This window comes from Streptomyces luteosporeus, assembly GCF_039532865.1.
Classification (GTDB): Bacteria; Actinomycetota; Actinomycetes; order Streptomycetales; family Streptomycetaceae; genus Streptomyces; species Streptomyces luteosporeus.
On record NZ_BAAASL010000021.1, the window covers coordinates 25282 to 47848 of the forward strand.

Annotated in this window: 19 protein-coding genes and 1 tRNA gene; 7 read left to right on the top strand and 13 right to left on the bottom strand. The window is 73.5% G+C overall.

Annotation, left to right across the window (positions count from 1 at the left end):
* Window position 1: 1 nt before the first annotated feature.
* From ABD361_RS24345 to ABD361_RS24365, 5 genes are all read right to left on the bottom strand, one after another.
* On the bottom strand, window positions 2-2266 hold the full coding sequence (locus ABD361_RS24345; protein ID WP_425583311.1) for a glycoside hydrolase family 31 protein: 2265 nt from the start codon (window positions 2264-2266) through the stop codon (window positions 2-4).
* Between the two features lie 134 nt (window positions 2267-2400).
* Complete coding sequence (gene mshC, locus ABD361_RS24350; RefSeq protein WP_344437938.1) at window positions 2401-3630, bottom strand: cysteine--1-D-myo-inosityl 2-amino-2-deoxy-alpha-D-glucopyranoside ligase; 1230 nt, start codon at window positions 3628-3630, stop codon at window positions 2401-2403.
* A 242-nt stretch (window positions 3631-3872) separates the two neighbouring features.
* Window positions 3873-4700, bottom strand: coding sequence for an SCO1664 family protein (locus ABD361_RS24355; protein ID WP_344437940.1), 828 nt, complete (start codon window positions 4698-4700; stop codon window positions 3873-3875).
* Window positions 4664-5254: a DUF3090 domain-containing protein gene (locus tag ABD361_RS24360; RefSeq protein WP_344437943.1), complete on the bottom strand. Its 591-nt coding sequence runs from the start codon at window positions 5252-5254 to the stop codon at window positions 4664-4666. The genes ABD361_RS24355 and ABD361_RS24360 overlap by 37 nt, the downstream gene beginning before the upstream one ends.
* A gap of 100 nt (window positions 5255-5354) precedes the next feature.
* Window positions 5355-6062 carry a histidine phosphatase family protein gene (locus tag ABD361_RS24365; protein WP_344437945.1) on the bottom strand — a complete coding sequence of 236 codons (708 nt, stop codon included), beginning with the start codon at window positions 6060-6062 and terminating at the stop codon, window positions 5355-5357.
* Window positions 6063-6145: 83 nt separating this feature from the next.
* On the opposite strand from ABD361_RS24365, the gene corA reads away from it, so the two are divergent.
* On the top strand, window positions 6146-7129 hold the full coding sequence (corA, locus tag ABD361_RS24370; protein ID WP_344437946.1) for a magnesium/cobalt transporter CorA: 984 nt from the start codon (window positions 6146-6148) through the stop codon (window positions 7127-7129).
* 35 nt (window positions 7130-7164) lie between these two features.
* On the opposite strand, the gene ABD361_RS24375 is transcribed toward corA, so the two are convergent.
* Together ABD361_RS24375 and ABD361_RS24380 are read right to left on the bottom strand one after the other, a co-directional pair.
* Window positions 7165-7953, bottom strand: coding sequence for a ferritin-like domain-containing protein (locus tag ABD361_RS24375; protein ID WP_344437947.1), 789 nt, complete (start codon window positions 7951-7953; stop codon window positions 7165-7167).
* 232 nt (window positions 7954-8185) lie between these two features.
* Complete coding sequence (locus tag ABD361_RS24380) at window positions 8186-9235, bottom strand: LLM class F420-dependent oxidoreductase (protein WP_344437950.1); 1050 nt, start codon at window positions 9233-9235, stop codon at window positions 8186-8188.
* Between the two features lie 87 nt (window positions 9236-9322).
* Here ABD361_RS24380 and ABD361_RS24385 point away from each other — a divergent pair, with 87 nt between their 5' ends.
* Window positions 9323-10306, top strand: coding sequence for an aldo/keto reductase (locus ABD361_RS24385; protein ID WP_344437952.1), 984 nt, complete (start codon window positions 9323-9325; stop codon window positions 10304-10306).
* Window positions 10303-12660, top strand: coding sequence for a helix-hairpin-helix domain-containing protein (locus ABD361_RS24390; protein ID WP_344437954.1), 2358 nt, complete (start codon window positions 10303-10305; stop codon window positions 12658-12660). Before ABD361_RS24385 ends, ABD361_RS24390 begins: the two co-directional genes overlap by 4 nt.
* Window positions 12661-12691: 31 nt before the next feature.
* Here the strand turns inward: ABD361_RS24390 and ABD361_RS24395 are convergent, their stop codons facing one another.
* Window positions 12692-13438, bottom strand: coding sequence for a hypothetical protein (locus ABD361_RS24395; protein ID WP_344437956.1), 747 nt, complete (start codon window positions 13436-13438; stop codon window positions 12692-12694).
* A gap of 47 nt (window positions 13439-13485) precedes the next feature.
* On the opposite strand from ABD361_RS24395, the gene ABD361_RS24400 reads away from it, so the two are divergent.
* Window positions 13486-13674 carry a DUF5703 family protein gene (locus tag ABD361_RS24400; RefSeq protein WP_344437958.1) on the top strand — a complete coding sequence of 63 codons (189 nt, stop codon included), beginning with the start codon at window positions 13486-13488 and terminating at the stop codon, window positions 13672-13674.
* A 95-nt stretch (window positions 13675-13769) separates the two neighbouring features.
* Here ABD361_RS24400 and ABD361_RS24405 read toward each other — a convergent pair whose 3' ends face one another.
* From ABD361_RS24405 to ABD361_RS24415, 3 genes are all read right to left on the bottom strand, one after another.
* Complete coding sequence (locus ABD361_RS24405) at window positions 13770-14618, bottom strand: chaplin (protein ID WP_344437961.1); 849 nt, start codon at window positions 14616-14618, stop codon at window positions 13770-13772.
* A 151-nt stretch (window positions 14619-14769) separates the two neighbouring features.
* A complete protein-coding gene (locus ABD361_RS24410; RefSeq protein ID WP_344437963.1) occupies window positions 14770-15003 on the bottom strand; it encodes a chaplin family protein in 234 nt (77 codons plus the stop codon).
* Between the two features lie 141 nt (window positions 15004-15144).
* On the bottom strand, window positions 15145-16476 hold the full coding sequence (locus tag ABD361_RS24415) for a M20/M25/M40 family metallo-hydrolase (RefSeq protein ID WP_344437965.1): 1332 nt from the start codon (window positions 16474-16476) through the stop codon (window positions 15145-15147).
* A 236-nt stretch (window positions 16477-16712) separates the two neighbouring features.
* On the opposite strand from ABD361_RS24415, the gene ABD361_RS24420 reads away from it, so the two are divergent.
* The 3 genes from ABD361_RS24420 to ABD361_RS24430 all read left to right on the top strand — a co-directional run bounded on the left by ABD361_RS24420 (window position 16713) and on the right by ABD361_RS24430 (window position 18772).
* Window positions 16713-16797 (top strand) — tRNA-Leu (locus tag ABD361_RS24420).
* A 93-nt stretch (window positions 16798-16890) separates the two neighbouring features.
* On the top strand, window positions 16891-18333 hold the full coding sequence (gene uriT / locus ABD361_RS24425; RefSeq protein WP_344437967.1) for a uridine transporter UriT: 1443 nt from the start codon (window positions 16891-16893) through the stop codon (window positions 18331-18333).
* 40 nt (window positions 18334-18373) lie between these two features.
* On the top strand, window positions 18374-18772 hold the full coding sequence (locus ABD361_RS24430) for a (2Fe-2S) ferredoxin domain-containing protein (protein WP_344437969.1): 399 nt from the start codon (window positions 18374-18376) through the stop codon (window positions 18770-18772).
* Window positions 18773-19057: 285 nt separating this feature from the next.
* Here the strand turns inward: ABD361_RS24430 and ABD361_RS24435 are convergent, their stop codons facing one another.
* Window positions 19058-21010, bottom strand: coding sequence for a primary-amine oxidase (locus ABD361_RS24435; RefSeq protein ID WP_344437971.1), 1953 nt, complete (start codon window positions 21008-21010; stop codon window positions 19058-19060).
* Entirely contained in the window at window positions 21007-22557 is a 1551-nt protein-coding gene (locus tag ABD361_RS24440) for an APC family permease (RefSeq protein ID WP_344437973.1), read from the bottom strand. Before ABD361_RS24440 ends, ABD361_RS24435 begins: the two co-directional genes overlap by 4 nt.
* Between the last annotated feature and the right edge of the window lie 10 nt (window positions 22558-22567).

A 22567-nucleotide genomic window follows, 5' to 3' on the forward strand; every position in this document is an offset into this window, starting at 1 on the left:
CTCACCCCCTCAGCTCGACCGACAGCGGCTCGTCCGTCGGTCGGGTCGCCGTCCTGACGTGGACGACGCCGCCGCGGTCGGACGGGTCGTACCACCAGCCCTCGTCCGCCGCGTCGGGCGACTGCAGGCGCGGCAGGTCGCTGCCGTTCACCGTGGCCGCAGTCGGTGCCGTGCCCGTGTGGACCGTGAACTGCGTCGGCCGGGCCGTCTGCTTGCCGCGGTAGTCGCCCTGCAGAGGGCTCAGTGACAGGCGTACGTCGGCGCCGCCACCGGATGCGACGGTCAGTTTCTGTTCGGCGTGGGCGCCCGTCCGGTGGGCTTTCGTCACGCCGTCGTCCTCGTACAAGGTGAACGACGAAGAGCCCTGCGGGTAGACGTCCCAGGCCACCGGTGAGTCGGCCGTGCGGTCCTCGTACGAGCGGATGCCCGGCCACATCGGGACGGCCGCGCCGCCCTTGACGAACAGCGGCAGCGTGTCCAGGGGCGCGTGGTAGCCGTCGAGGGTGGTCGGGCCCTGGTAGGTGCGGCCCGTCCAGTAGTCGGTCCAGGTGCCCTTGGGCAGGTAGATGCCGTTGCGGACGTCGGTGTCCTGGTAGACGGGGGCCACGAGGAAGTACTCGCCGCTGAGGAACTCGTACTTCGCCGCCTCGGAGGCGGCGGTGGGGTCGTCCGGGTACTCCAGCGCCAGGGGCCGCACCGGGCCGACGCCGGTGCGCGTGGCCTCGGCCGCGTAGCTGTACATGTACGGCAGCAGCGATTCCTTGAGCTTCAAGTACTTGCGGTTGATGGACGTGTACGGCTCCCCGTAGCGCCAGGGCTGCTTGTCGCTGGGCGCCCAGCCGTCCATGGTCATGACGGCCGGCAGGAACGCCTTCCACTGCAGGTCGCGCACGTACGTCCGGGGGCTGCCGCCGAAGATGCCGTCGACGTCGCCCGTGGTGTAGGCCAGCCCCGACATCGTGGCGCCGGCGTAGGTGGGAATCTGCCAGCGGATGTACTCCCAGGACCCCTTCTGGTCGCCGGACCACTGCACGCCGCAGCGCTGTGCGCCGGACCAGCTCTCGGGAGCCCAGGTGAAGCCGCGGGCGTCGCTGTTCTCCTCGATGCCCTTGTAGGCGTCCTTGCAGCCGTCGAGGGCGAACTTGTACCCGTCGCCGACCCAGGCGACGTCCAGCTTGGCGACCCGCTGGCCCGCCTTGACCTGGTCGGCGAGCTTGCCGAGGCCGTCCTCGGTCCACAGGCCCATCTTCATCTTGCGGTCGGCCAGGCCCTTGCCGGCCTCGGCCAGGTTCTCGTAGCCGCAGCCGTAGCCGTCGTTGACGAGCATCCAGCCCAGCGGCAGGTCGTGGTCGACGTAGCCGTCGGCGACCTTCAGGGCGTCGAGGGTGTGCCGCTCCCCGCGGTTCTTGTTGTGCAGGTAGCAGTCGGAGTCGCCGATCTCCAGCCCGTACAGCGGCGGCAGGAACGGCCGGCCGGTGAGCGAGGTGTACTGCCCGATGACGTCCTTGGCCGTCTCGCCGGCGAAGTAGTACGCGTCGAAGCGCCGCTCCTGCGCGCCGGCCGTCACCGGGTCGCCGAAGGTGTAGGTGCCCGGCGCGTAGGTGTTGCGGTAGACGCCGTAACCGGCGGTGGAGAGGTAGTAGGGCACCGAGTTGGGGTGGCCGCCGTCGTCCCAGTTGTAGTCGACGCCGACCTCGACGGTCCTGCCGCGGTGCGAGGTGTTGCCGCGCCCGTTCTGCATGCCCGCGCCGTAGAACTGCTCGTTCGCGCCCCGGGTCAGGGTCTGTACGGTCCGCTCCTTGCCGGCCGCGTCCGTGCCCCAGGTGAGGCCCTTGGTCTCGGCCCAGATGCGGCTGCCGTCGGCCCGGTGCAGGGCGAAGCGCAGGGGCTTCTTGTACGCGCGCAGGGTGATCGCCGAGGTGCTCATCTCGTACCGGTCGCCCAGATCGCGCCAGCGGGTGGCCGGGGGCGTGCTGCCCTGCGGCAGCACGATGTCCTTGCCGGTGGCCTCCGTGAACCGCCCGTCCGGCGCGAGCTCCAGCCGGAAGCTGCGGGCGGTCACGAAGCTCACCCGCACCTTCGCCGTGCCGGCCCGGAGGTGGAAGACGGGCCCGGCCGTGGCGAAGCCGGTCACGTCGCCCACGGTCTGCTCGGCGGCCTCGGCGCGTGCGCTGCCCGCCGGGGCCACGAGGGTGGCGAGGACAGTGAGCAGCGTGGTGGCGATGACCGTTCTCAGGCGTGTCCTCAGTCGTGTTCGCGGTCTCATGAGCGCGTGGATAGCGCAGCCGGGGGCCCGGTGACCATGGACTCGTGCGCGATGCTCATGGACTTGTCGTGTACGCGCACATACGCGAAAGGGCGCGCTCCCCCGGCGGGGAGCGCGCCCTTCATGCGGTACGGCTAGAGCGCGACGCCCATCAGCGCGTCGACGGCCCGGGAGACCAGGCCCGGGGCACCGGTGTCCGTACCGCCCTCGGCGGCCTGGGCGGCGGCCCAGCGGTCGACGGCGGCCAGGGCGGCCGGAGTGTCGAGGTCGTCGGCGAGGGCCGCGCGGATCTCCTCCAGCAGCGCCTCGGCGGGCGGCCCGTCCGGGCGCGAGACGGCGGCGCGCCAGCGGTCCAGCCGCTCCACGGCCTCCTGGAGGACGGCGTCCGTCCACTCCCAGTCGGCCCGGTAGTGGTGGGCCAGCAGGGACAGGCGGATGGCGGCCGGGTCGACGCCCTCGCGGCGCAGCGCGGAGACGAAGACGAGGTTGCCCTTGGACTTGGACATCTTCTCGCCGTGCAGGGCGACCATGCCGGCGTGGACGTACGTCTTGGCGAAGGGGTGCTCGCCGGTCAGCGCCTGGGCGTGCGAGGCGCCCATCTCATGGTGCGGGAAGACCAGGTCGGAGCCGCCGCCCTGGACGTCGAAGCCCATGCCGAAGTGCTCCAGGGCGATGGCCACGCACTCGATGTGCCAGCCGGGGCGGCCGGGGCCCAGCGAGGCCCCGTCCCAGCTGGGCTCGCCCGGGCGGGCGGCCATCCACAGCATCGGGTCGAGGGGGTTCTTCTTGCCCGGGCGGTCCGGGTCGCCGCCGCGCTCCGCCGACAGCAGGCGCATGGCCTCGGCGTCGAGGTGCGAGACGCCGCCGAAGGCGGGGTCGGAGGCGACGGAGAAGTAGACGTCGCCCTCCAGCTCGTAGGCGGCACCGGCGTCGCGCAGCCGCTCCACCAGCGGGACGATCTTGGGTATCGACTCCACGGCGCCCACGTAGTGGCGCGGCGGGAGCATTCGCAGGGCGGTCATGTCCTCGCGGAACAGGGCCGTCTCGCGCTCGGCGAGCTCGGTCCAGTCGTCGCCGTTGGCGACGGCGCGCTCCAGGAGGGGATCGTCGACGTCCGTGACGTTCTGGACGTAGTGAACCTGCCGCTTGGTGTCGAGCCACACGCGCTGCACGAGGTCGAACGCGTTGTAGGTCGCCGCGTGCCCCATGTGGGTGGCGTCGTACGGCGTGATGCCGCAGACGTAGATACGGGCGACGGGACCGGGAGCGAGGGTCACTCGCTCACCGGTCGCGGTGTCGTGGATCCGGAGGTCGCGGCCACTGCCGGGCAGGGCGGGAACCTCTGAAGCGGGCCAGGCATGCATGTCCTGAGCGTAACCGGACGGGGCGTCCGGATACGAACCCGGACCCTACGGTTGGCCGAAAACATGGCCTTGTGCGGTGGGGGGTGGGTGTGCTTCTCCCCAACCCCGCCCTTCCACCGTTCCCCGGGCGCAGCCCGGCCCGGGGCGCTACGGCGTGTCCGGCGCTCTGCGGGCGCGTCGTGGCTTGTCGCGCAGTTCCCCGCGCCCCTTACGGGGCACCGGGCGCCGCGTGGCCAAGGCGCCTACACCGGGGGCCAGGGGATCGCGGGCCACTGCCCGCTCGGTTCGCGGTGGCGGCCCGTCCGCAGGAGTTCCGCCACCCGGGAGCGCAGCGCGTCGATCTCCGCGGGAGTGATCAGCTCGGCCAGGCGGGCCGCCAGCGGCCGCCCCTCGGCCAGGTCGGCGGCGAGGCGCCGCAGCGCCCGGAGCGCCTCGTCGGTCAGCGGCTCCCCCGCCCACCCCCACAGGAGCGTGCGCAGCTTGTCGTCGGCGTTGAAGGTCACACCGTGGTCGATGGCGTAGAGCCGCCCGTCGGCGGCGGGGAGCAGGTGGCCGCCCTTGCGGTCGCCGTTGTTGATCACGGCGTCGAGGACGGCCAGCCGGCGCAGCCGCTCGTCGTCGGCGTGCACGAGGAGGGCGGTGCGGTCCTCGCCGACGTCCGCGTAGCCGACGGCCTTCCAGCCGGGGCCGGGGTCGTCGCCCTCGACGAGGGCGAGGAGGGCGCGGCCGTCCTCGTCCTCGGTGGCCTCTATCCACAGCTGGCACATGCCCTCGCCGTACGGTCCGTCACGCAGCACGGTGGGCGGGACGAGCCCCCAGCCCATGGCCTCGGACAGCTCGTAGGCGGCGACCTCGCGCTGGGCGAGGGTGCCGTCGGGGAAGTCCCACAGGGGCCGTTCCCCGGCCACGGGCTTGTAGACGCAGGCGGCGCTCACGCCCTCGTACTCGACGGTGCAGTACAGCACCGCGTTGGAGGCCTCGCGGATGCGGCCACGGACCGTCAGCTCGCCCTTGGCCAGCAGCTCGTGCGGGGTCACGCTCCGCGGCGGTATCCGTTCTGGCGCGGACATACGTGTCCCTCCGGGTCGAGCGGCAGGCTGCACAGGGGGCACGGCGGCCGGCCGGCGTTGACGACTTCCAGGGCGCGCTTGGCGAAGGCCCGGGCCATGGCGCCGGTGATGCGCACGCGCAGCATGGGCGGGCCGTTCAGCTCGTCCTGCAGCAGCCGCTCCTCGGCCTCGGCGAGGTCCTCGTCGGTGTCGGCCTCCAGCTCGACGAGGGCCTGGGCCTCGACGACCATGCGCTGGGAGTCGCCGTCCCAGGCCAGGGCCATGGTGCCGACCCGGAACTCCTCCTCGATGGGAGTGTCGAGGGGCGCGGTGTCGGCGACCTCGACGGGGGCCATGGCGGGCACGGGGGCGCTGCCGCCGGTGCGTCGCACGACCTCGTCGAGCAGTTCGTCGATGCGCTGGGCGAGCGCCTCCACCTGGGCCTTCTCCAGCGCCACGCTGGTGGTGCGGCCGCCGGCGCTGGCCTGGAGGAAGAAAGTGCGGCGGCCCGGCAGCCCGACCGTACCGGCGACGAAGCGGTCCGGCGGGTCATAGAGGAACACCTGACGGGACAACGTCCTGCTCCATTGGGTTCGAAGGCTTCGAATGGTCCGGATGACGGATGCCGGGTGCCGGTGGCGGCGGCCCGGGTCCCCACCCTACTGCGCGGGACGATCACGGTGCTCCCGCGCCGCCCCCCACCGCCGCGTCCGGGCTGCCGCCCGCGCCGGCCGCGCCGGCCGCGTCCTCGCGGGGGACGAGCCCGGCGAGGTCGCCGGTGTCGCCGAGGCGCAGCAGGTAGGGCCGCAGCCGGGTGTAGCGGACGGCGGTCAGGGAGCAGGGGTCGGCGGTGATGCGCTGGAAGTGGTCCAGGTGCAGGCCGAGGGCGTCGGCGACGACGGCCTTGATCAGGTCGCCGTGGGTGCACATCAGGTAGACGGCGTTCTCGCCGTGCCCGGCCGTGATCCGCTCGTTCCACTCGTGCACGGCGTCGACGGCGCGCGCCTGCAGGGCGCGCATCGACTCGCCGCCGGGGAAGACGGCTGCGGAGGGGTGCCGCTGGACGACCTCCCACAGGGGCTCGTCGGCCAGTTCGGCGAGCTTGCGGCCGGACCAGTCGCCGTAGTGGCACTCGCCGATGCGCTCGTCGGTGTGCAGGGGCAGCTCGGGGCGGGCGGCGAGCAGCGGCGCGAGGGTCTCGCGGCAGCGCTGCAGGGGGCTGGTGACGGCTGCGGCGAGCGGGACGCCGGAGAGCCGCTGCGGCAGGGCGGCGGCCTGGGCGGCGCCGCGCTCGTCGAGGGCCACTCCCGGGGTCCACCCGGCCAGTACCCCGGAGGTGTTGGCGGTGGACCGGCCGTGCCTGAGCAGGATCAGCGTGGGCATGGTGGCCAGCCTACGACCGCCGTCCGGTGTGCGGCGGGCCCGGGCGGGTGTACGGCGGACCTCTGGGCGGAAGACTTCCTTGCATGATCGTGGACTGCGCCATCTACCGGCACGGACACCGTACGGAGGGGCCCGCCGAGCTCGCGGACGCGCTGGAGGTCGCCCGGGCCGAAGGGGAGTCCTTCGTGTGGATCGGGCTGTACGAGCCCACACAGGAGGAGTTCGACCTGGTCACCCACGAGTTCGGCCTGCACCCGCTGGCGGTGGAGGACGCGCTCAACGCCCACCAGCGGCCGAAGCTGGAGGTCTACGACGACTCGCTGTTCATGGTGCTCAAACCCGTGGTCTACGACGACCTGCGGGACACCGTCACCACCGACGAGCTCATGCTGTTCATCGGCAACTGCTTCGTGGTGAGCGTGCGCCACGGCGAGGGCAGTCCCCTGGGCGAGGTGCGCAAGAGGCTGGAGCGGGATCCGGACATACTGCGGCACGGCCCGACAGCGGTGCTGTACGCGGTGTGCGACGCCGTCGTGGACCACTACACCGAGGTGGCCGTCATGCTGCACGCGGACCTCGACGAGCTGGAGGCGGAGGTGTTCGCGCCGCTGGGCGAGGACGTGCGGCACACCGCCTCGCGCATCTACTCCTTCAAGCGCCAGGTGGTGGAGTTCCGGCGGGCGACCCTGCCGCTGAGCGAGCCGGTGGCGCGCCTGTCGACGACGCGGCTGCCGTTCGTCGACGAGAAGTCCTGGCCCTTCTTCCGCGACGTGAGCGACCACCTGATCCGGGCGAACGAGTCCATCGAGGGCCTGGACCGGCTGTTGTCGGACATCCTCTCGGCCCATCTGGCCCAGATGGGCGTGCAGCAGAACGACGACATGCGCAAGATTTCGGCCTATGCGGCGATGGCGGCGGTGCCGACGATGATCGCCGGGGTGTACGGGATGAACTTCACCCACATGCCCGAACTGCGCCAGCCCTGGGGCTACCCGGCTGCGGTGACCCTGATGGCGGGGCTGGTGTACTGGCTGTACCGGATGTTCAAGCGCCGCGGCTGGCTGTGAGCCGCGGCCGGCCGTGAGCGCTCGGTCGCCGGGGCTCAGACGAACTCGGGGGCCGGGGTCGCCGGGCCGCCGAGGGCGCCTCGGCGCTCGGGCATGCGCAGGGTGGTCATGCGGCGCCATCCGCCGGCCCGCTCGTACGCGTACAGGGCGTGGATGCCGGCCCTCAAGGCGGCCGACTTGGCGCGCGGCCAGCGCAGGATGCGGGCCATGCGGTCCGTCACGGCGAGGCTGACGTCGCGGTAAACGGCGATCTCGGCCAGGGCGCTCTCGCGCAGCAGGTCCCGGATGGCGCGGCCGTGTCCGAGGGCGGCCAGGTGCAGCAGTTCCTCGTGGCAGTAGGCGAGGTGGTTGGTCTCGTCGGCGCAGATCATCCGGATGGCCCTGCCGACCTCGGGGTGGTCGCCGAAGTGCCGGGTGAGCATGTCCATCTGGTCGGCGGCGCGCTGTTCGGTGACGCGGCTGTGGGCGAGGTAGGAGAGGATGTCGCGCTCGGTGAGCGGGACGTCGGCGCGGAGCTTGTCGTGGGGCAGGCCGATGCCGCGGCGCATGAGGATCATGGTGTAGTCGGCCTCGGGCGGCACGTCGGCCGGCTCCAGGCCGCGCCGGTGCAGCAGCGCCCGGAAGATGCGGCCGTGCTTGTCCTCGTCGGCGCCGTGCCGGGCGATCTTCGGCGCGAGGTGCTGCAGGGCGGGCGGCACGAGGGCGGCGATCCGGCCGTTCTCCCAGCCTCCCTGGGCTTCGCCGCCGGCCGCGAGGGAGCAGAAGAGCCGGAAGGCCTCGTCGTCGCCGAGGATCTCCTGGAACAGACTCCTGGCCGTGAGCATGGCCGTCACCTCCGTAGGCACAAAGTCAAGTGCCCCTGCCGGCGGGCGGCAATCAGGCGGCCGGGGGCGCTGGGCCGAACGGAGGATCTCGTGCGGGGATTTCCGGTGCGCCCGGCGCGTAACCATGACGGCGCACGGGCGTTGTGCTCGGTGTCGGCCGTGGCGGGGAGACAGACCCCCGAGCCCCCACCACGGCCGCAGAATTCCCTATCGGCGCATCCGCCGTCCGGCTTTAGGCCAGACCGGCCAGCTCCAGGGCCTGGACACCGGCGCGCAGGGCGGCCAGGCGCTCGTCCAGGGTCAGGCCGGCGGGCGCGAGGGAGAGCGTGGTCACGCCGGCGTCCGCGTAGGCCTTCATGCGGTCGGCGATCCGCTCGACGGAGCCGAGCAGGGTGGTGGAGTCGATGAGCGTGCGCGGTACGGCTGCGGCGGCGCCCTGCTTGTCGCCCGAGAGGTACTTCTGCTGGATCTCCGCGGCCTCCTTCTCGTAGCCCATGCGGCTCGCCAGCTTGTTGTAGAAGTTCTGCTTGGGGCTGCCCATGCCGCCGACGTACAGGGCGGTGTACGGGCGGAAGAGGTCGGCCAGGGCGTCGACGTCGTCGCCGAGGGCGATGGGGACGGTCGGCACGATGTCGAAGCCGTCCAGCGACTTGCCGGCCTTCTCGCGGCCCGCGCGCAGCGGCGCGAGGGTGGTCTCCTCGGCGTGCTCGGGGGCGAAGAAGACCAGGAGGGCGCCGTCGGCGATCTCGCCGGTCTGCTCCAGGTTCTTCGGGCCGATGGCGGCGATGTACAGCGGGATGTGCTCGCGCACCGGGTGCACGGTGAGCTTGATGGGCTTGCCGGGACCGCCGGGCAGGGGCAGGGTCCAGTGGTCGCCGTCGTGGGTCAGGCGCTCGCGCGACATGGCCTTGCGGATGATCTCGACGTACTCGCGGGTGCGGGCGAGCGGCTTGTCGAACTTCACCCCGTACCAGCCCTCGGAGACCTGCGGCCCCGACACGCCGAGGCCCAGGCGGAAGCGACCGCCGGAGAGCGAGTCGAGCGTGGCGGCCGTCATCGCCGTCATGGTGGGCGTGCGGGCCGGGATCTGGAAGATGGCCGAGCCGACGTCGATGCGCTCGGTCTGGGCGGCGACCCAGGCGAGCACGGTGGCGGCGTCCGAGCCGTAGGCCTCGGCGGCCCAGCACACCGCGTAGCCCAGCCGGTCGGCCTCGCGGGCGACCGCGAGGTTGTCCGCGTCCATCCCGGCTCCCCAGTAGCCGAGGTTGATACCGAGCCGCATGCCGCACCCCTTACTCGTCAGTAACGTCGTTGTCGGGCGGACTCTAGCGCGCCGACCCCTGGTACGTCACCGATACTCTCGGCGCTCATGGAACACAGGCACCTCGGCCGTACGGGGCTACGGGTCTCCCGGCTCGGGCTCGGCACGCTCACCTGGGGCCGGGACACGGGAGAACACGACGCGGCCGAGCAACTGCGGACGTTCTGGGAGGCGGGCGGCAGCCTCGTCGACACCGCGGACGTCTACGCCGACGGGCGCGCCGAACTCCTCCTCGGCCGGCTCCTCGGCGACCTCGTGCCCCGCGACGACGTGGTCATCGCCACCAAGGCCGGCAGCGTGCCGGACCCCCAGCGGCGCGTGGACTGCTCCCGCGGCCACCTGCTCGCCGCCCTCGACGCCTCCCTGGACCGGCTCGGCACCGACCACGTGGACATATGGCAGGTCCACGCCTTCGACCCGCACACCCCGCTGGAGGAGACGCTGCACGCCGTCGACCTCGCGGTCGCCAGCGGACGGGCCCGCTACGCGGGCGTCTCCAACTTCTGCGGCTGGCAGCTCGCCAAGGCCGCCACCTGGCAGCTCGCCGCACCCGGCGGGCGCACCCGGCTGGCCTGTACGCAGATGGAGTACTCCCTGCTGCAACGCGGCGTCGAGCGCGAAGTGCTGCCGGCCGCGCTCGACCTGGGCGTGGGCCTGCTGCCGTCCTCCCCCCTGGGACGCGGCGTACTCACCGGCAAGTACCGGCACGCGACGCCCGCCGACTCGCGCGGCGCCTCCGAGCGCCTGGCGCCGTTCGTCGCCCCGTACCTCGACGAGACGGCGCGCGGCGTCGTGGACGCCGTACAAACCGCGGCCGACGGCCTCGCCACGACCTGCCTCCAGGTCGCCCTGGCATGGGTGCGCGACCGGCCCGGAGTCGTCGCCCCGATCGTCGGCGCCCGCACGGCACAGCAGCTCAGAGCGGCATTGTCAGTGGAGACCCTTACGCTTCCGCACGAGATCTGCCAGGCGCTCGACGACGTGTCGGCGCCCGTGCACCGCTACCCGGACCAGGACTGGAGCACGCTGTGACCGACCCCCGCACGCCCGACGCCACGGGCCCCGGCCCCGCCGCGCCCCCGGCGGGGGCCACCGCGGATTCCCCCGCACCAAGCCCTGCCGGGGGCGTCGGCGACCACGTTGCAGGTCCTGCCGCGGGCCCTGCGGTCTCCGCCGCAAGCCCTGCGGGGGGCGCGGCACTCGCCGGCGCGGGCAGCGCGACGCCGTCCGCGAGCGGCGGCGAGCCGGCCGACGGGCCGACGGCACCGGGTCCCGAGCCGGTCGCCGGGCCCGGTCCCGACGCGGTCGACCCAGCGCCGGGCGCCCCTTCGCGCGGCAGTGCCGGGGGCCCCGAGGGGGAGCAGGCCGCGCAACACGCGCCGGGTGCGCACTCCGACGAGCCCGCAGCGCCGCGTGCCGCGGCGGACGCGGCCTCCCGCGAGGAGACGGCCGCGCCGCAGGCGCAGGGCGCGCCCCCCGGTGGTGAGCAGGCCGCGCCGCAGGCGCCGGGCGCCGCGTCCAAGCGGTCGGCCGTGGCCGAGGCGCTGGCCGCCGCCGTGCGAGCCGTGGAGAGCGGGGAGCGGTCCGCCGATTCGTTCTTCACCGAGCGCAAGGCCGCGCCCCGGCCCAAGCCCCAGCCCCGCGCCGCCGCGCCCACCGCGCCCGCCGCGGAGCGGCCCGTGCGGCCGGCGGCCCGGGTCGTGCCGAGTGCCGGGCTGACCGAGGTGCTCGCCGCCGGCGGGGCGCCCGCGCAGCTGGCGGGGGCCGTCGCCGAGGCCCTCGGCGAGCAGGCCGCCGAGGAGCTGCGCGAGGACCCCTGGCGGCTGCTCGCCGTGCCGGGCGTCCGGCCGGAGCAGGCGGACGGGTTCGCCCGGGCGCTGCTGGGCGACGCGTGCGGGCCCGCCGACGAGCGGCGCGCCCGTGCCCTGGTGGTGTGGCTGCTGGAGCGTGCGGCCCTCGCCGGGCACACCGCGCTCGAGTCCTCGGCGCTGCGCGCCGAGCTGGCCAAGCGGTCCGTCCCGGACGCGGACGCGGCGCTGCAGAGTGCCGTTGCCGACGGCACCGTCCTGGTGTTCCGGGAGGGGGACGAAGAGGAGGAGGGGCAGGAGGCGCCCGTCCGGCTGCTCCTCGGGCTGGACCGGTATGCGATGGCGGAGGAGAGCCTCGCCGACGGGCTGGCCCGGCTGATCACGGCCGCCCCCGCCGAGGCGGAGGGCGACTGGGAGGCCGCGGAGGCCGCCGCCCCGGCGCCGTCCGCCGCCGAGCTGATCCGCGCGGCGGCCGGCCACGGCCTGGTGACGCACAGCGGCGGCGAGGCCGCCCGGGCCGAGCCCGCCGCGCTGGTCGCGGCGGCGGCCGGCCTGGGCCTGCGGGCCTGGGCGGCGGCCCACACCGAGGACGGCCGCCGCCGGCTCGCCGGCCTGGGCGTGGCCGACGCCGTGACCGTGGCCGGACTGTTGTCGGGGCAGGAGGGGCCCGGCCGGGACGAGGACGGCGCGCTCGCCCTGGACGTCCTGGCCGTGCTGGACGCCCCGCAGCTGGACGTGGAGACGGCCGCCCTGCTGGTGGAGTCGCTGGCGGACGGCACCCGCCTGGTGCTCAGCGGTGATCCCGGCGTGCTGTGGTCGGCGGGCCCCGGCCGGGTCTTCGCGGACGTCGTGGCGGCCCGCGCCTGTCCGGCGGTGGTCTCGCGCACCCCGGATCCGGGCCCCCTCGGGGAGCTGGTCTCCGGCATCGGCGTGGGCGAGCTGGCCCAGGTGGAGGCGCCCGGCAAGGAGGTGGTGATCGTGCCCGTGCGCGAGCCGGCGGAGGCCGTGCACCGCACGGTGCAGCTCGTGGCGGATTCGATTCCGCGGGCGATCGGCGTGCCCGCGGAGCAGACGCAGGTGATCACCCCGGGTCACGGCGGCCCGGCCGGCACCCGGGCGCTCAACGCGGCGCTGAAGGAGCGGCTGAACCCCGGGCCGGGCCGCTTCGGCGGCTTCGACCCCGGCGACCGCGTCGCGTACGTGCCGGCGCCCGGCCGCATGGTGCCCGGCACCGTGGTCGGGGCGGATGCGGACGGCCTGCGGCTGGAGTGCGGCGGGGCGCCGGTGGTCGTGCCGCCCGGGCGGGTGGCCGAGGAGGTGCGGCACGGCTGGGCCGTGACCGCCCATCAGGCGGCCGGTGCGCGCTGGCCGGCGGCCGTGGTCGTGCTGCCGGGCGATGCGGCGCAGGGCCTGACCCGGTCCTGGGTGTACACGGCCTTCGGCCGCGCCGAGCGGCACCTGTCGGTGGTGCACGGCGTGGATCAGGCGCTGCCCCGGGCCGTGGCGGGGGTGCCGGCGAAGGAGCGGACCACCCGGCTGCGGGGGCTGCTGGAGGCGCAGACGCGCACTGCCGGGTGATCCTGCCCGGCCGGCGGGCAGGGGACGGGGCTCAGCGCCCCTTCCCCCGCACGACCTCCAGGTCGTCGTCGCCGTCGTCCCCGTCGTCGCCGCCCTCGTCGCCGTCGCGCCCGTCGGCGTCGTCGTCCTCGCCGTCGGGTTCCTCGTCGAAGACGGCGCTGACGTCGAAGCGGCACACGACCCGCTGCGGGTCGGCGTCGTCGAACGGCGCCGAGAGCCACTCCCCCGGGTCGCTGGGTTCGTCGGCGGCCGCGACCCACAGCGTGGAGTCACCCTCCTCCAGGCCGAATTCCTTGTGCCGGGAGGCGATTTCGTCCGGCTCGTACTCGCCGAAGATCACTCCCAGGGCCGCGTGCACGCTGCTGCCCACCAGGTCCGCCGTGGTTCCGGCGGCGGCCGCGCCCCGGCTCACGTCCTCGCCGGCGTCGGGGTCGAGGTCGGCGACGCGCCGGGCCTGGGACAGCAGCCGCTGCGGCTCGACCACGGCGTAGTCCCTGCGGATGAGCACGCTGAGCGCGCTGGGCTCCTCGGGGCCGGCGTAGGCGGGCAGGGCGTCGTCGCCGGGGATCTCGAACGGGGTGACCTCGTCGTAGGCGTCGTAGAGCAGCTCGTCGTACGCCTCGGCTGTCGCGGCCAGCTCGTTGAACGCGGCGTAGACGGCCGGGTCGTCCTCCCCCGATCGGCGTTCGATGGCCTCGAGGTGACGGTCCAGAGCGGCTTTGACCGCCTCGGCGGCGGCGCGTACCTCGGCAGCGGTCGGCTGCGCAGCATCAGACATAGTGCAGACGCTATCCGCACCGGGCCCGTTCCCGCACAATAGATGCGATGCCGGAATACGAATTCTGCGATGTGTATGTGCCCCGAGGGGTCTCCCGCGGCGCCGCCACACGCTTGCTGACGGACCATGCCGAGTACGGACACTGGGAGTTGGACCGACTACGCCTGTATCCGGACGGCAGCCGGCGGGTGCGGCTGCGACGCCGGATCATCCGCCAGATCCGTGCCACTTGGTGAGGGGCACGACAGTGTGAAAGGTACGACAGTGGAGCGGGCCCCGCGGCGGCGGGGCCCGCTCCTTTGTGCGTCCGTGCGACCGTGCTCCGGGGCCGTCAGCCCTGGGAGCCGCGGGCGCGGCGGTAGAGCACCGCGCCGCCGGCCAGCAGCGCCGCGCTGGCCGCGGCGGCCGCGCCGATCTGGCCCGCACCGGTGTGCGCGAGCTCGGCGGCCTGCTGGGCGACCGTCGCCGGGCGGTGCTCGGCGAGGACCTCCGCCCCGCGGTGGGCGTCCTTCACCTCCGTGGCCGGGGTGCCCATGTGGCCGCCCGGCTTCTGCGGGTGCCCGCCGGGGCCGTGGTGCTCGCCACCGGCCGGCGGCTGGTGACCGGGCTTCTCGCCGGGCGGGTTGTGGTGGCCGCCGGGGTGGTGCCCGCCCGGGTGACCGGGCTGGTCGCCGTGCGGCGGCTGGTGGTCGTGCCCGCCGCCCTGGCCGTCGTTGACGCAGGTGTTGCCGCTGGCCGGGTTGCCGATGCCCACCACGTCGACGCTGTTGCCGCAGGCGTTCACCGGGATGCTGATCGGCGCCTGCACGGTGTTGCCGGAGCCGATGCCGGGCGAGTCGGTGTTCTTCGCGCCCGCCTGTGCCCCGCCGTGACCGCTGCCGTGACCGCCGTCGTGTCCGCCGCCGTGACCGCCGTGGGTGGCGTGGCCGCCGCCCCCGCCGTTGACGCACGTGTTGCCCGTCGCCGAGTTCAGCAGCCCCACCACGTTGACGGTGTTGCCGCAGGCGTTGACCGGAACGGTGACCGGAACCTGCACCGTGTTCCCGGACGCGATACCCGGGTTGTGCGTCGCCACGGCGCCCGCACCCGAGTCCGCCTGCGCGTAGCTGCCGGTCACTGCGGCGAGGACCCCGCTCGCCGCCGCAGCCGTGATCAGGCCCTTCTTGGTGACCTGTCGCATTGTCGTCTTGCCCCTTTTGTTTTTGCCTCCATTGCGCCGATCCCTACCCGCGCAACGGAATGCCCAGTCGAAAAGCCCGGTGGCTCCGGAGCACCAGCCGTGCGCTCCGGAGCCACCCTGGTTCAATCCCGCGTCGATTCCGACAGGGACGTCACTTGTTGACGCAGACGTTGCCGGTGGCGGGGTTCAGCAGCCCGACGACGTTGATCGTGTTGCCGCACACGTTCACCGGGACCTCGACCGGGACCTGCACGACGTTGCCCGAGACGACGCCGGGGTTGTGCGTGGACACCGCCTGGGCCCCGCTGCTGGCGGCGGCAACACCCGCGCCGGCGAGAACGAGACCACTGGTGGCAGCCGCAGCGGCGACGACCTTCTTGAGCATGGATTCCTCCTTGTTGGCAATGCGATCCCAGCCGCGGACCGCACACCTGTAACGATGAGGAGGTAATCCGGCTACGTACGCGCCCGGGCGTTCACTCTTTCCGGTTAAGAAAGCACCAAGGGTGGGCGAACCCGGGGGATTTCAGCACGCGTCGAGGAACCGGTCGAGCACGCGCACCCCGAATTTCAGGCCGTCGACGGGCACCCGCTCGTCGACGCCGTGGAACATTCCGGCGAAGTCGAGCTCGGGCGGCAGCTGCAGCGGCGCGAAGCCGAAGCAGCGAATGCCCAGGTCGTCGAAGGACTTGGCGTCCGTGCCGCCGGAGAGCATGTAGGGCACGGCGCGGGCGATGGGGTCCTCGGCTCGCAGCGAGGACTGCATGGCCTCGACGAGCCGGCCGTCGAAGCTGGTCTCCAGCGCCTTGTCGGCGTGCACGTCCTCGCGCCGGACGCGGGGGCCGAGGATGCGGTCGAGGTCGGCGAGGAACTCCTCCTCGTAACCCGGCAGGAACCGGCCGTCGACGTGGGCCGTGGCCTGCCCGGGGATGACGTTGACCTTGTAGCCGGCGCCCAGCATCGTCGGGGCCGCGCTGTTGCGCAGCGTGGTGCCGATCATCTTGGCGATGCCGCCGAGCGTGGCGAGCGTGGTCTCCATGTCCTCGGGGTCGAGCGGGACGCCGAGCGCGTCGGAGAGCTCGTCGAGGAACGCCCGTACGGTCTTGGTCACGCGCACCGGGAACTCGTGCCGGCCCAGCCGGGCGACGGCCTCGCACAGCTCGGTGATCGCGTTGTCCTTGTTGGTCATCGAGCCGTGGCCGGCGGTGCCGTCCACGGTCAGCCGCATCCAGTGCATGCCCTTCTGGGCGGTCTCGATCAGGTACAGCCGCAGGTCCTCGTTGACCGTGAAGGAGAAGCCGCCGACCTCGCCGATCGCCTCGGTCACCCCGTCGAACAGGTCGCGGTGGTTGTCGACCAGGTGCCGGGCGCCGAAGACGCCGCCGGCCTCCTCGTCGGCGAGGAAGGCGAGCACGATGTCGCGGGAGGGCCGGCGGCCGGAGCGCAGGCGGTCGCGGACGACGGCGAGGGTCATGGCGTCCATGTCCTTCATGTCGACCGCGCCGCGCCCCCACACGCAGCCGTCGGCGATCTCGCCGGAGAAGGGGTGGTGGGTCCAGTCGCCCGCGTCGGCGGGCACGACGTCGGTGTGGCCGTGGATGAGCAGGGCGGGCCGCGAGGGGTCGGTGCCCTCGATGCGCGCGACGGTCGAGGCCCGGCCGGGGTGGGACTCGATGATCTGCGGCTCCAGCCCGACCTCGGCAAGCTTCTCGGCCACGTACTCCGCCGCGCGCCGCTCGCCGGGACCGGAGTGGTCGCCGTAGTTGCTGGTGTCGATCCGGATCAGGTCCCGGCACAGGTCGACGACCTCGTCCTCGCCGCGGATCGCCGCCCCCGCGGCCGGCTTCGACTGGCTCACGCTGCCTCCTCGTGGTTCGCGTCCGGCGCCGCGCACTGGTGGCCGGGGCGCCGGCATGGGTGCACCGGCCATCCTCCCTCGCGGGCCGCCCCCACCCAAGGCCGCAATGAGCCCGACATGCGCCCGTAACGATCAGCGGACCGATCACTGGGCAGGAGGGGTGATCGGGCACCCGCGAATGTTTGGTATTGTTTTCCATGTCGCCGCGGGGAACGCCCCGCAGAGACAGACACCTGGTCCGGGTGGCGGAATGGCAGACGCGCTAGCTTGAGGTGCTAGTGCCCTTTATCGGGCGTGGGGGTTCAAGTCCCCCCTCGGACACTCACCGGAAACCCCAGCTGAGCTGGGGTTTTTCTGTGTGTGCGCGGTCGTGCGCCGCGTCCTTCGGCAATCCCCCACACCGCACGTCAAGGCATGAACGTTTCTCTCTCCGAGCGCACTCCGGTCCGCTCCCTGTCCGACCGCCGTCCCGTTCGCGTGGGCGTGCTGGTCACCGCCCTCCTCGCGGCCTGTGTCGCCTTCCAGCTCAACGCCAGCATGCTCAGCCCCGCGCTGAAGAGCATCGAGGACGAGCTGGGGGCGAGCTCCGCCGAGATCGGTCTGACCCAGACCGCGTTCTTCACGTCGGCGGCCCTGTTCTCCCTCTTCCTGCCGCGCCTGGGCGACCTCGTCGGCCGCCGCAAGGTGCTCACCGGCATGCTGGCCCTGATGGCGGTCGGCTGCGTCGTGGCCGCGTTCGCGACCAGCGTTCCGATGCTCTTCGCCGGCCGGGTGATCCAGGGCGCCTCCGGCCCGGTCGTGCCGCTGTGCCTGATCATGCTGCGCGTCGAGATCAAGGAGCCCAAGCGGTACGGCACGCTGCTGGGCGTGATCACCGCGGTCAACGGCGGCGTGGCCGGCGTGGACTCGCTGGCCGGCGGCTTCCTGGCCGACAAGCACGGCTTCCAGGCCGTCTTCTGGGCCATGGCCGCGGTCGCCGTGATCGCGACCGCCCTGGTGGCGTTCCTAACCCCGGAGTCGAAGGTCGCCGGCTCGCACCGCATGGACTGGCCGGGCGTCGCCCTGCTGGTCGTCTCGGTCGGCGCCCTGCTCGTGGCGCTCAACGAGGCCGGCAAGCTCGGCGGTGCGAACTGGGCGCTGGTGGGCGGCCTGACCGCGATCGCCGCGGTCGCCTTCGGCCTGTTCTGGCGCACCGAGGACCGCTCGGCGCACCCGCTGGTGGCCACCGCGCACCTGCGGCGCCGCGCCACCTGGGCGACGCTGCTGACCACCGTGCTCACCATGACGGGCGTGTTCGCCGTCATGAACGGCCTGATCCCGGCGTTCGCGCAGGACGCGCAGGCGGGGCTCGGCATGTCCGCCGAGCAGTCGGCCTGGTGGACGCTGACCCCGTACGCCCTCGCCGGCCTGGCCATGGGCCCGGTCGCGGGCCGGCTGGCGGCGACCTTCGGGTACGGGCGCGTGCTGCGCCTGGGCCTGGTCGGCTCCGCGGCCTCCGTCGTGCTGATGATCGTCACGATCCCGGCGCACTCGCGCGTGCTGCTGCTGGTGACCTCGGTCCTGGTCGGCATCACCTACGCGGGCGTGGCCAACATCGTGCTCAACGGCCTGGGCGTGGTGCACTCCCCGAAGGAGAACCCGGGCTTCCTGCCCGGCCTGAACGCGGGCGCCTTCAACCTGGGCGCGGGGCTGAGCTTCGCCGCGCTGTACGCCGTGAAGACGGCGCTGGTGCCCTCGGACGCCTCCTCGGCCGGCGGCTACGTCGCCGGCATGGTGGCCGGTGTGGCGATCATGGTCGCGGCCCTGGCCACGTCCTTCCTCATCCCCAAGCCGGTGGCGGCCGAAGAGCAGCACTGAGGGCTCCCGCAGGCGGCGGGCGCTTCCGTATGATCACCCGATGATCACTGACAGCGCTCGTCGCCCCGCGCCCGCCCCCTGCCGGATCACGGTCTGCCGCGGCTGCTGCTGCGGTGACGGGTCCAAGGTGCCCGGCGTCGACCACGCCGGGCAGATCGCCCGCCTGCGGGCCGCCCTGGACGGCGCGGCCCCGGTACGGGCGTCGGAGTGCCTGGACGTGTGCGAACAGGCCAACGTGGTCGTCGTCCAGCCGTCGGCCGCCGGCCGGGCCGCGGGCGGCAGGCCGGTGTGGCTGGGGCTGGTCAACGACGACGGGGCGCTGGACGACATAGCCGCCTGGGTCCGCGCCGGCGGCCCGGGCCTGGCGGAGCCGCCGGGGGTGCTGGACCTGTACGCGTTCACGGTCTCCCGGCGGGTCGGCAAGGCCCTGGCCGACTAGCGCCCCGTCAGGGGCGCGGGGAACTGCGCGATCGGCCACCCACGGCCCGCAGCCGACGCACCACCCCGGGGAACCGGGCTCGGCCCGGCACTCCGTCTGCGGGCGCGTCGTGGCTTGTCGCGCAGTTCCCCGCGCCCCTTACGGGGCGCCCAGGGCGTGTCCGGTGAATCATGCAACGCCCCGCAGGGGCGCGGGGAACTGCGCGACCGTCCACCGACGGCCCGCAGTCGAGGCAACGTGTCGCGCCCGCGCGGCGGAGCCGCAGACCGACACTGCCCCGCGCCCCTACGGGGCGCAGTGGCCGCTCGGGGTCTCCCGGGGGAGGTCCAGGGCAGGGTTGCGGTCGAAGAAGCCGGTGGGCTTGAGGGTGAAGCCGGTGGGCTCGACCGGCATCACCGGCCATTCCTCCAGCCGCGGCAGGTGGGTGGGGCCGAAGGTGTGCCAGACGGTCAGCTCGGTGTTCTCCAGGGATTCGCCGCCGGTGGTCCACTGCGGCAGGCCGCCGTCGCCGGGGTGCTGGTTGGGGTACTCGCCGGCCGGGTAGCGGCGGTCGGCGCGGTGCCGGGTGACCCACAGGTGCTTGGTGCCGTACGCCATGCGCCGGGCGACCGGCGAGCCGGGCCGGGCGAGCAGGACGGGCCCCGGCTGCGGTACGAGGGTGTACGCGACGGGCTGCCCCATGCGGTTGCGCGAGGCGGGGTTGGTGATCCGCCAGCGCCGGCCCGTCGTGGGGTCGGCGAGCCGCCCGCCGTCGGCGCTGTCGGCGACGACCGTGGTCCGGGTGGTGAAGGCGTTGCCGTGGGGGTTGTCCGGGCCGGCCGGCACGGGGACGACGTCGACCTCCTCGACGGTGTTGTGCAGGCCGTCGACCGCCACGTCGAGGCGCACGCAGAACAGGTGCTGGTGGTAGGGGGCCAGCAGGCCGGGGGCCACCTCGGTGCCGTGCGGCGAGCCGGCGCCGGGCTCGATCGCCGAGGTCTGCACGATGCCGGTGGACTTGGCCTCGAAGGCGATCGTGCCGTCCTGGTGGAAGTACCAGTAGAAGCCGTAGTCGTAGTTGCCGACGGTGGCTATGTAGGAGACGACCAGGCGGCGGGCGCGGCGGGACTCCACGGCCATGTCGTTGAAGACGTCGGTGTGCTTCCACAGCAGGCCCTGGTCCTCTTCGTGGATGCAGATGGCGTTCGGCAGCGTCAGCGGGTCGCCGGTCTCGTCGGCGAGGACGGCGTTGAGGTAGTGGATCTCCCCCAGGCAGTCGCAGCCCAGGCGCAGCGCGTTGGCGTTGCGGCCCAGGGAGTACTCGCCGGCGTCGAGGAAGGCCACCCAGTTGCGGGTCTCCTCGCTCTCGCCGTAGGCGACGGCCATCTCGGCGAGGGAGGCGCGGTGGAGCACGGACCGCTCGCGGTCGCCGTCGCGGTGGGTGACCCGGTGCAGGACCAGGCCCTCGCGCGCGTTGAAGTCGATGCGGAAGCTCCAGTTCAGCCAGGTCAGCTGCGGCCCGTCGAGCCGGAAGGAGGGCCCCTGGCTCTGGGTGATCTCCAGCGGCCGCAGGTCGGTGCGGGGCGGGCCGGTGAACTCGGCCTCGTAGCGCCCGCACTCGGCCGGTACGGGGACGGCTCCGGTGTCGACGATCCGTACGACCGTGCGCTCGGTGACGTCGACGTCGGCGACCAGACCGCCCACGGGGTGCGCCCAGGCGTTGTCGGTGGCGTCGCAGCGCAGCCAGGTCAGGCAGCGCAGCAGCCGGCGGCCGGGGCGGTCGAGCACGAGGCCGCCCGCGGCGAGCGGGGCGCAGACGGCGAGCGAGGTGTCCTCGATCCCCCGCTCGGCCATGGCCTTGCGCCAGCCCGGGTCGGCCTTGACCAGCGCGTCGACGAGCACGTACTCCTCGAACAGCACCTGCGGCTGGCCCTCGGTGGCCGGGTCGAGCTCCCGGTACGACAGCAGCAGGCCGGCGCCGGCGTCGACGACCGCCTCGGCGGAGGCACCGGTGGCCGTGTCGAGAAGGGTGACGCGCAGCCTGCGCACGACGGGGTCGCCGGGGCGGTGGGCGGCGGCCGTGTGCCGGGCGGGCTCCTCCAGCAGGACCATCGGGAAGCGCGTGGTGGGTGTCACCTTGCCCGCTTCCTGCAGGATCCGGCGGGCGGTGGTGATCTCTTCGGCGCCGAGCGGGTCCAGGGGGTGGGCGACGGCGGCGGTGCCCTGCGGCTGCGGGGTGGCCGGGTGGCAGCAGGTCATGGTGAAACCTTTCGCTGAGCGGTGGGGGCCCCGGCGGTGGCCGCGGCCTTCTCCAGCCGGAACGCCTCGTTGCCCAGCCCGATCCGGGCGTGGACCTCGGGGCGCACCGCCTTGAGCACGAGCCCGTAGACGACGCCCAGGACGACGGCGGCGCCCATGAGCCCGGGCAGCACCCAGCCCAGGGCCGAGCCGGGGCCGGTGCCGACGAGCACGTGGAAGTCCTTGACCGCGTAGCCGGCGATGACCAGCAGGGCCAGCCCGGCCGCCGCTGCGGCGACGAGCCGGGCGGCCTGGGCGCGGGCGGCGCCGCGGCGTACGAAGAAGACGATGACGGCGGCGCTGGCGGTGGCCATCAGCAGGATGACGCCGAGCGCGCCGACGTTGCCCATCCAGGTGAACAGCCGCTGGACGGGCGCGGTGGGGTCGCCCGTGGGCCGGTCGTCGGTGACGGCGAAGAGGGCGACGGCGAGCAGGGAGACGGTGCTCTGCAGCAGCGAACCGTAGGCGGGTGCGCCGCTGGTGGCGGAGGTGCGGCCGAGGGCGGCGGGCAGCAGGCCCTCGCGGCCCATGGCGAAGGCGTAGCGGGCGACGACGTTGTGGAAGCTGAGCATGGCCGCGAACATGCCGGTGACGTAGAAGACGTGCATGACGGTGGTGAACGTGGCCCCCAGCCGGGCCCGGGTGAGGTCGAACAGCAGATCGGGGCCCTTTTCGCCGGCCAGTCGGGTGATCTCCGCGGGGCCGCCGGCCACGCTCATCGCCCAGGAGCCGAGGGCGAAGAAGAGGGCCACGAAGCCGACGGCGAGGAAGGTGACGCGGGCGACCACGACGTGCGGGCGGCTGGTCTCCTCGGCGTAGACGGCGGCCTGCTCGAAGCCGACGAACGAGGCGATGGTGAAGGACAGGGCGGTGCCGAGCCCCGCGCCGGCCAGGGTGGCGGGGTCGAAGGCGTGCAGGGAGAGCCCGTCCGGTCCGGGGTCGGCGACGGCGGCGAGGTCGAAGGCGCCGACCATGAGGCACTCGACGAGCAGCAGCACGCCGAGGACCTTGACGTTGAGGTCGACCTTCAGCCAGCCGAGGCCGGCGACGACGGCGACGGCCGCCGCGGCCGGCACCCACCAGGCGGTGCTCAGGCCCAGGTGGGCCCGCAGCAGTCCGGACACCTCGTGGCCGAAGATGCCGTAGATGCCGACCTGCATGGCGCTGTAGGCGACGAGGGCCACGACGGAGGCGGCGGCGCCGGCGGTGCCGCCCAGGCCGCGGGCGATATAGGCGTAGAAGGCGCCGGCGTTGTGGACGTGGCGGCTCATCTCGGCGTAGCCGAAGCTGAACAGGATGAGCACGACCCCGAGGATGACGAAGAGCAGGGGCTGGCCGGTGATGCCCATGACGCCGTAGATGCTGGGCATGACGCCGGCCGTGACCATCAGCGGGGCGCTGGCGGCCACGACGGCCAGCAGCAGGCCGGCCACTCCTATGCGGCCGGCGCTCAGCCGTCCGGCGACGCCCTTGAACGTACTGATCTCACTGGTGGTGCCCGTCGTCATGGCGGGGTGG

What these genes read in the sequence shown, in the direction of transcription:
- ABD361_RS24345 (WP_425583311.1), bottom strand. Translation starts at nt 2,266, where the DNA reads ATGAGACCGCGAACACGACTGAGGACACGCCTGAGAACGGTCATCGCC.
- mshC (WP_344437938.1), bottom strand. Translation starts at nt 3,630, where the DNA reads ATGCATGCCTGGCCCGCTTCAGAGGTTCCCGCCCTGCCCGGCAGTGGC.
- ABD361_RS24355 (WP_344437940.1), bottom strand. Translation starts at nt 4,700, where the DNA reads ATGTCCGCGCCAGAACGGATACCGCCGCGGAGCGTGACCCCGCACGAG.
- ABD361_RS24365 (WP_344437945.1), bottom strand. Translation starts at nt 6,062, where the DNA reads ATGCCCACGCTGATCCTGCTCAGGCACGGCCGGTCCACCGCCAACACC.
- corA (WP_344437946.1), top strand. Translation starts at nt 6,146, where the DNA reads ATGATCGTGGACTGCGCCATCTACCGGCACGGACACCGTACGGAGGGG.
- ABD361_RS24375 (WP_344437947.1), bottom strand. Translation starts at nt 7,953, where the DNA reads ATGCTCACGGCCAGGAGTCTGTTCCAGGAGATCCTCGGCGACGACGAG.
- ABD361_RS24380 (WP_344437950.1), bottom strand. Translation starts at nt 9,235, where the DNA reads ATGCGGCTCGGTATCAACCTCGGCTACTGGGGAGCCGGGATGGACGCG.
- ABD361_RS24385 (WP_344437952.1), top strand. Translation starts at nt 9,323, where the DNA reads ATGGAACACAGGCACCTCGGCCGTACGGGGCTACGGGTCTCCCGGCTC.
- ABD361_RS24395 (WP_344437956.1), bottom strand. Translation starts at nt 13,438, where the DNA reads ATGTCTGATGCTGCGCAGCCGACCGCTGCCGAGGTACGCGCCGCCGCC.
- ABD361_RS24400 (WP_344437958.1), top strand. Translation starts at nt 13,486, where the DNA reads ATGCCGGAATACGAATTCTGCGATGTGTATGTGCCCCGAGGGGTCTCC.
- ABD361_RS24405 (WP_344437961.1), bottom strand. Translation starts at nt 14,618, where the DNA reads ATGCGACAGGTCACCAAGAAGGGCCTGATCACGGCTGCGGCGGCGAGC.
- ABD361_RS24410 (WP_344437963.1), bottom strand. Translation starts at nt 15,003, where the DNA reads ATGCTCAAGAAGGTCGTCGCCGCTGCGGCTGCCACCAGTGGTCTCGTT.
- uriT (WP_344437967.1), top strand. Translation starts at nt 16,891, where the DNA reads ATGAACGTTTCTCTCTCCGAGCGCACTCCGGTCCGCTCCCTGTCCGAC.
- ABD361_RS24430 (WP_344437969.1), top strand. Translation starts at nt 18,374, where the DNA reads ATGATCACTGACAGCGCTCGTCGCCCCGCGCCCGCCCCCTGCCGGATC.
- ABD361_RS24435 (WP_344437971.1), bottom strand. Translation starts at nt 21,010, where the DNA reads ATGACCTGCTGCCACCCGGCCACCCCGCAGCCGCAGGGCACCGCCGCC.
- ABD361_RS24440 (WP_344437973.1), bottom strand. Translation starts at nt 22,557, where the DNA reads ATGACGACGGGCACCACCAGTGAGATCAGTACGTTCAAGGGCGTCGCC.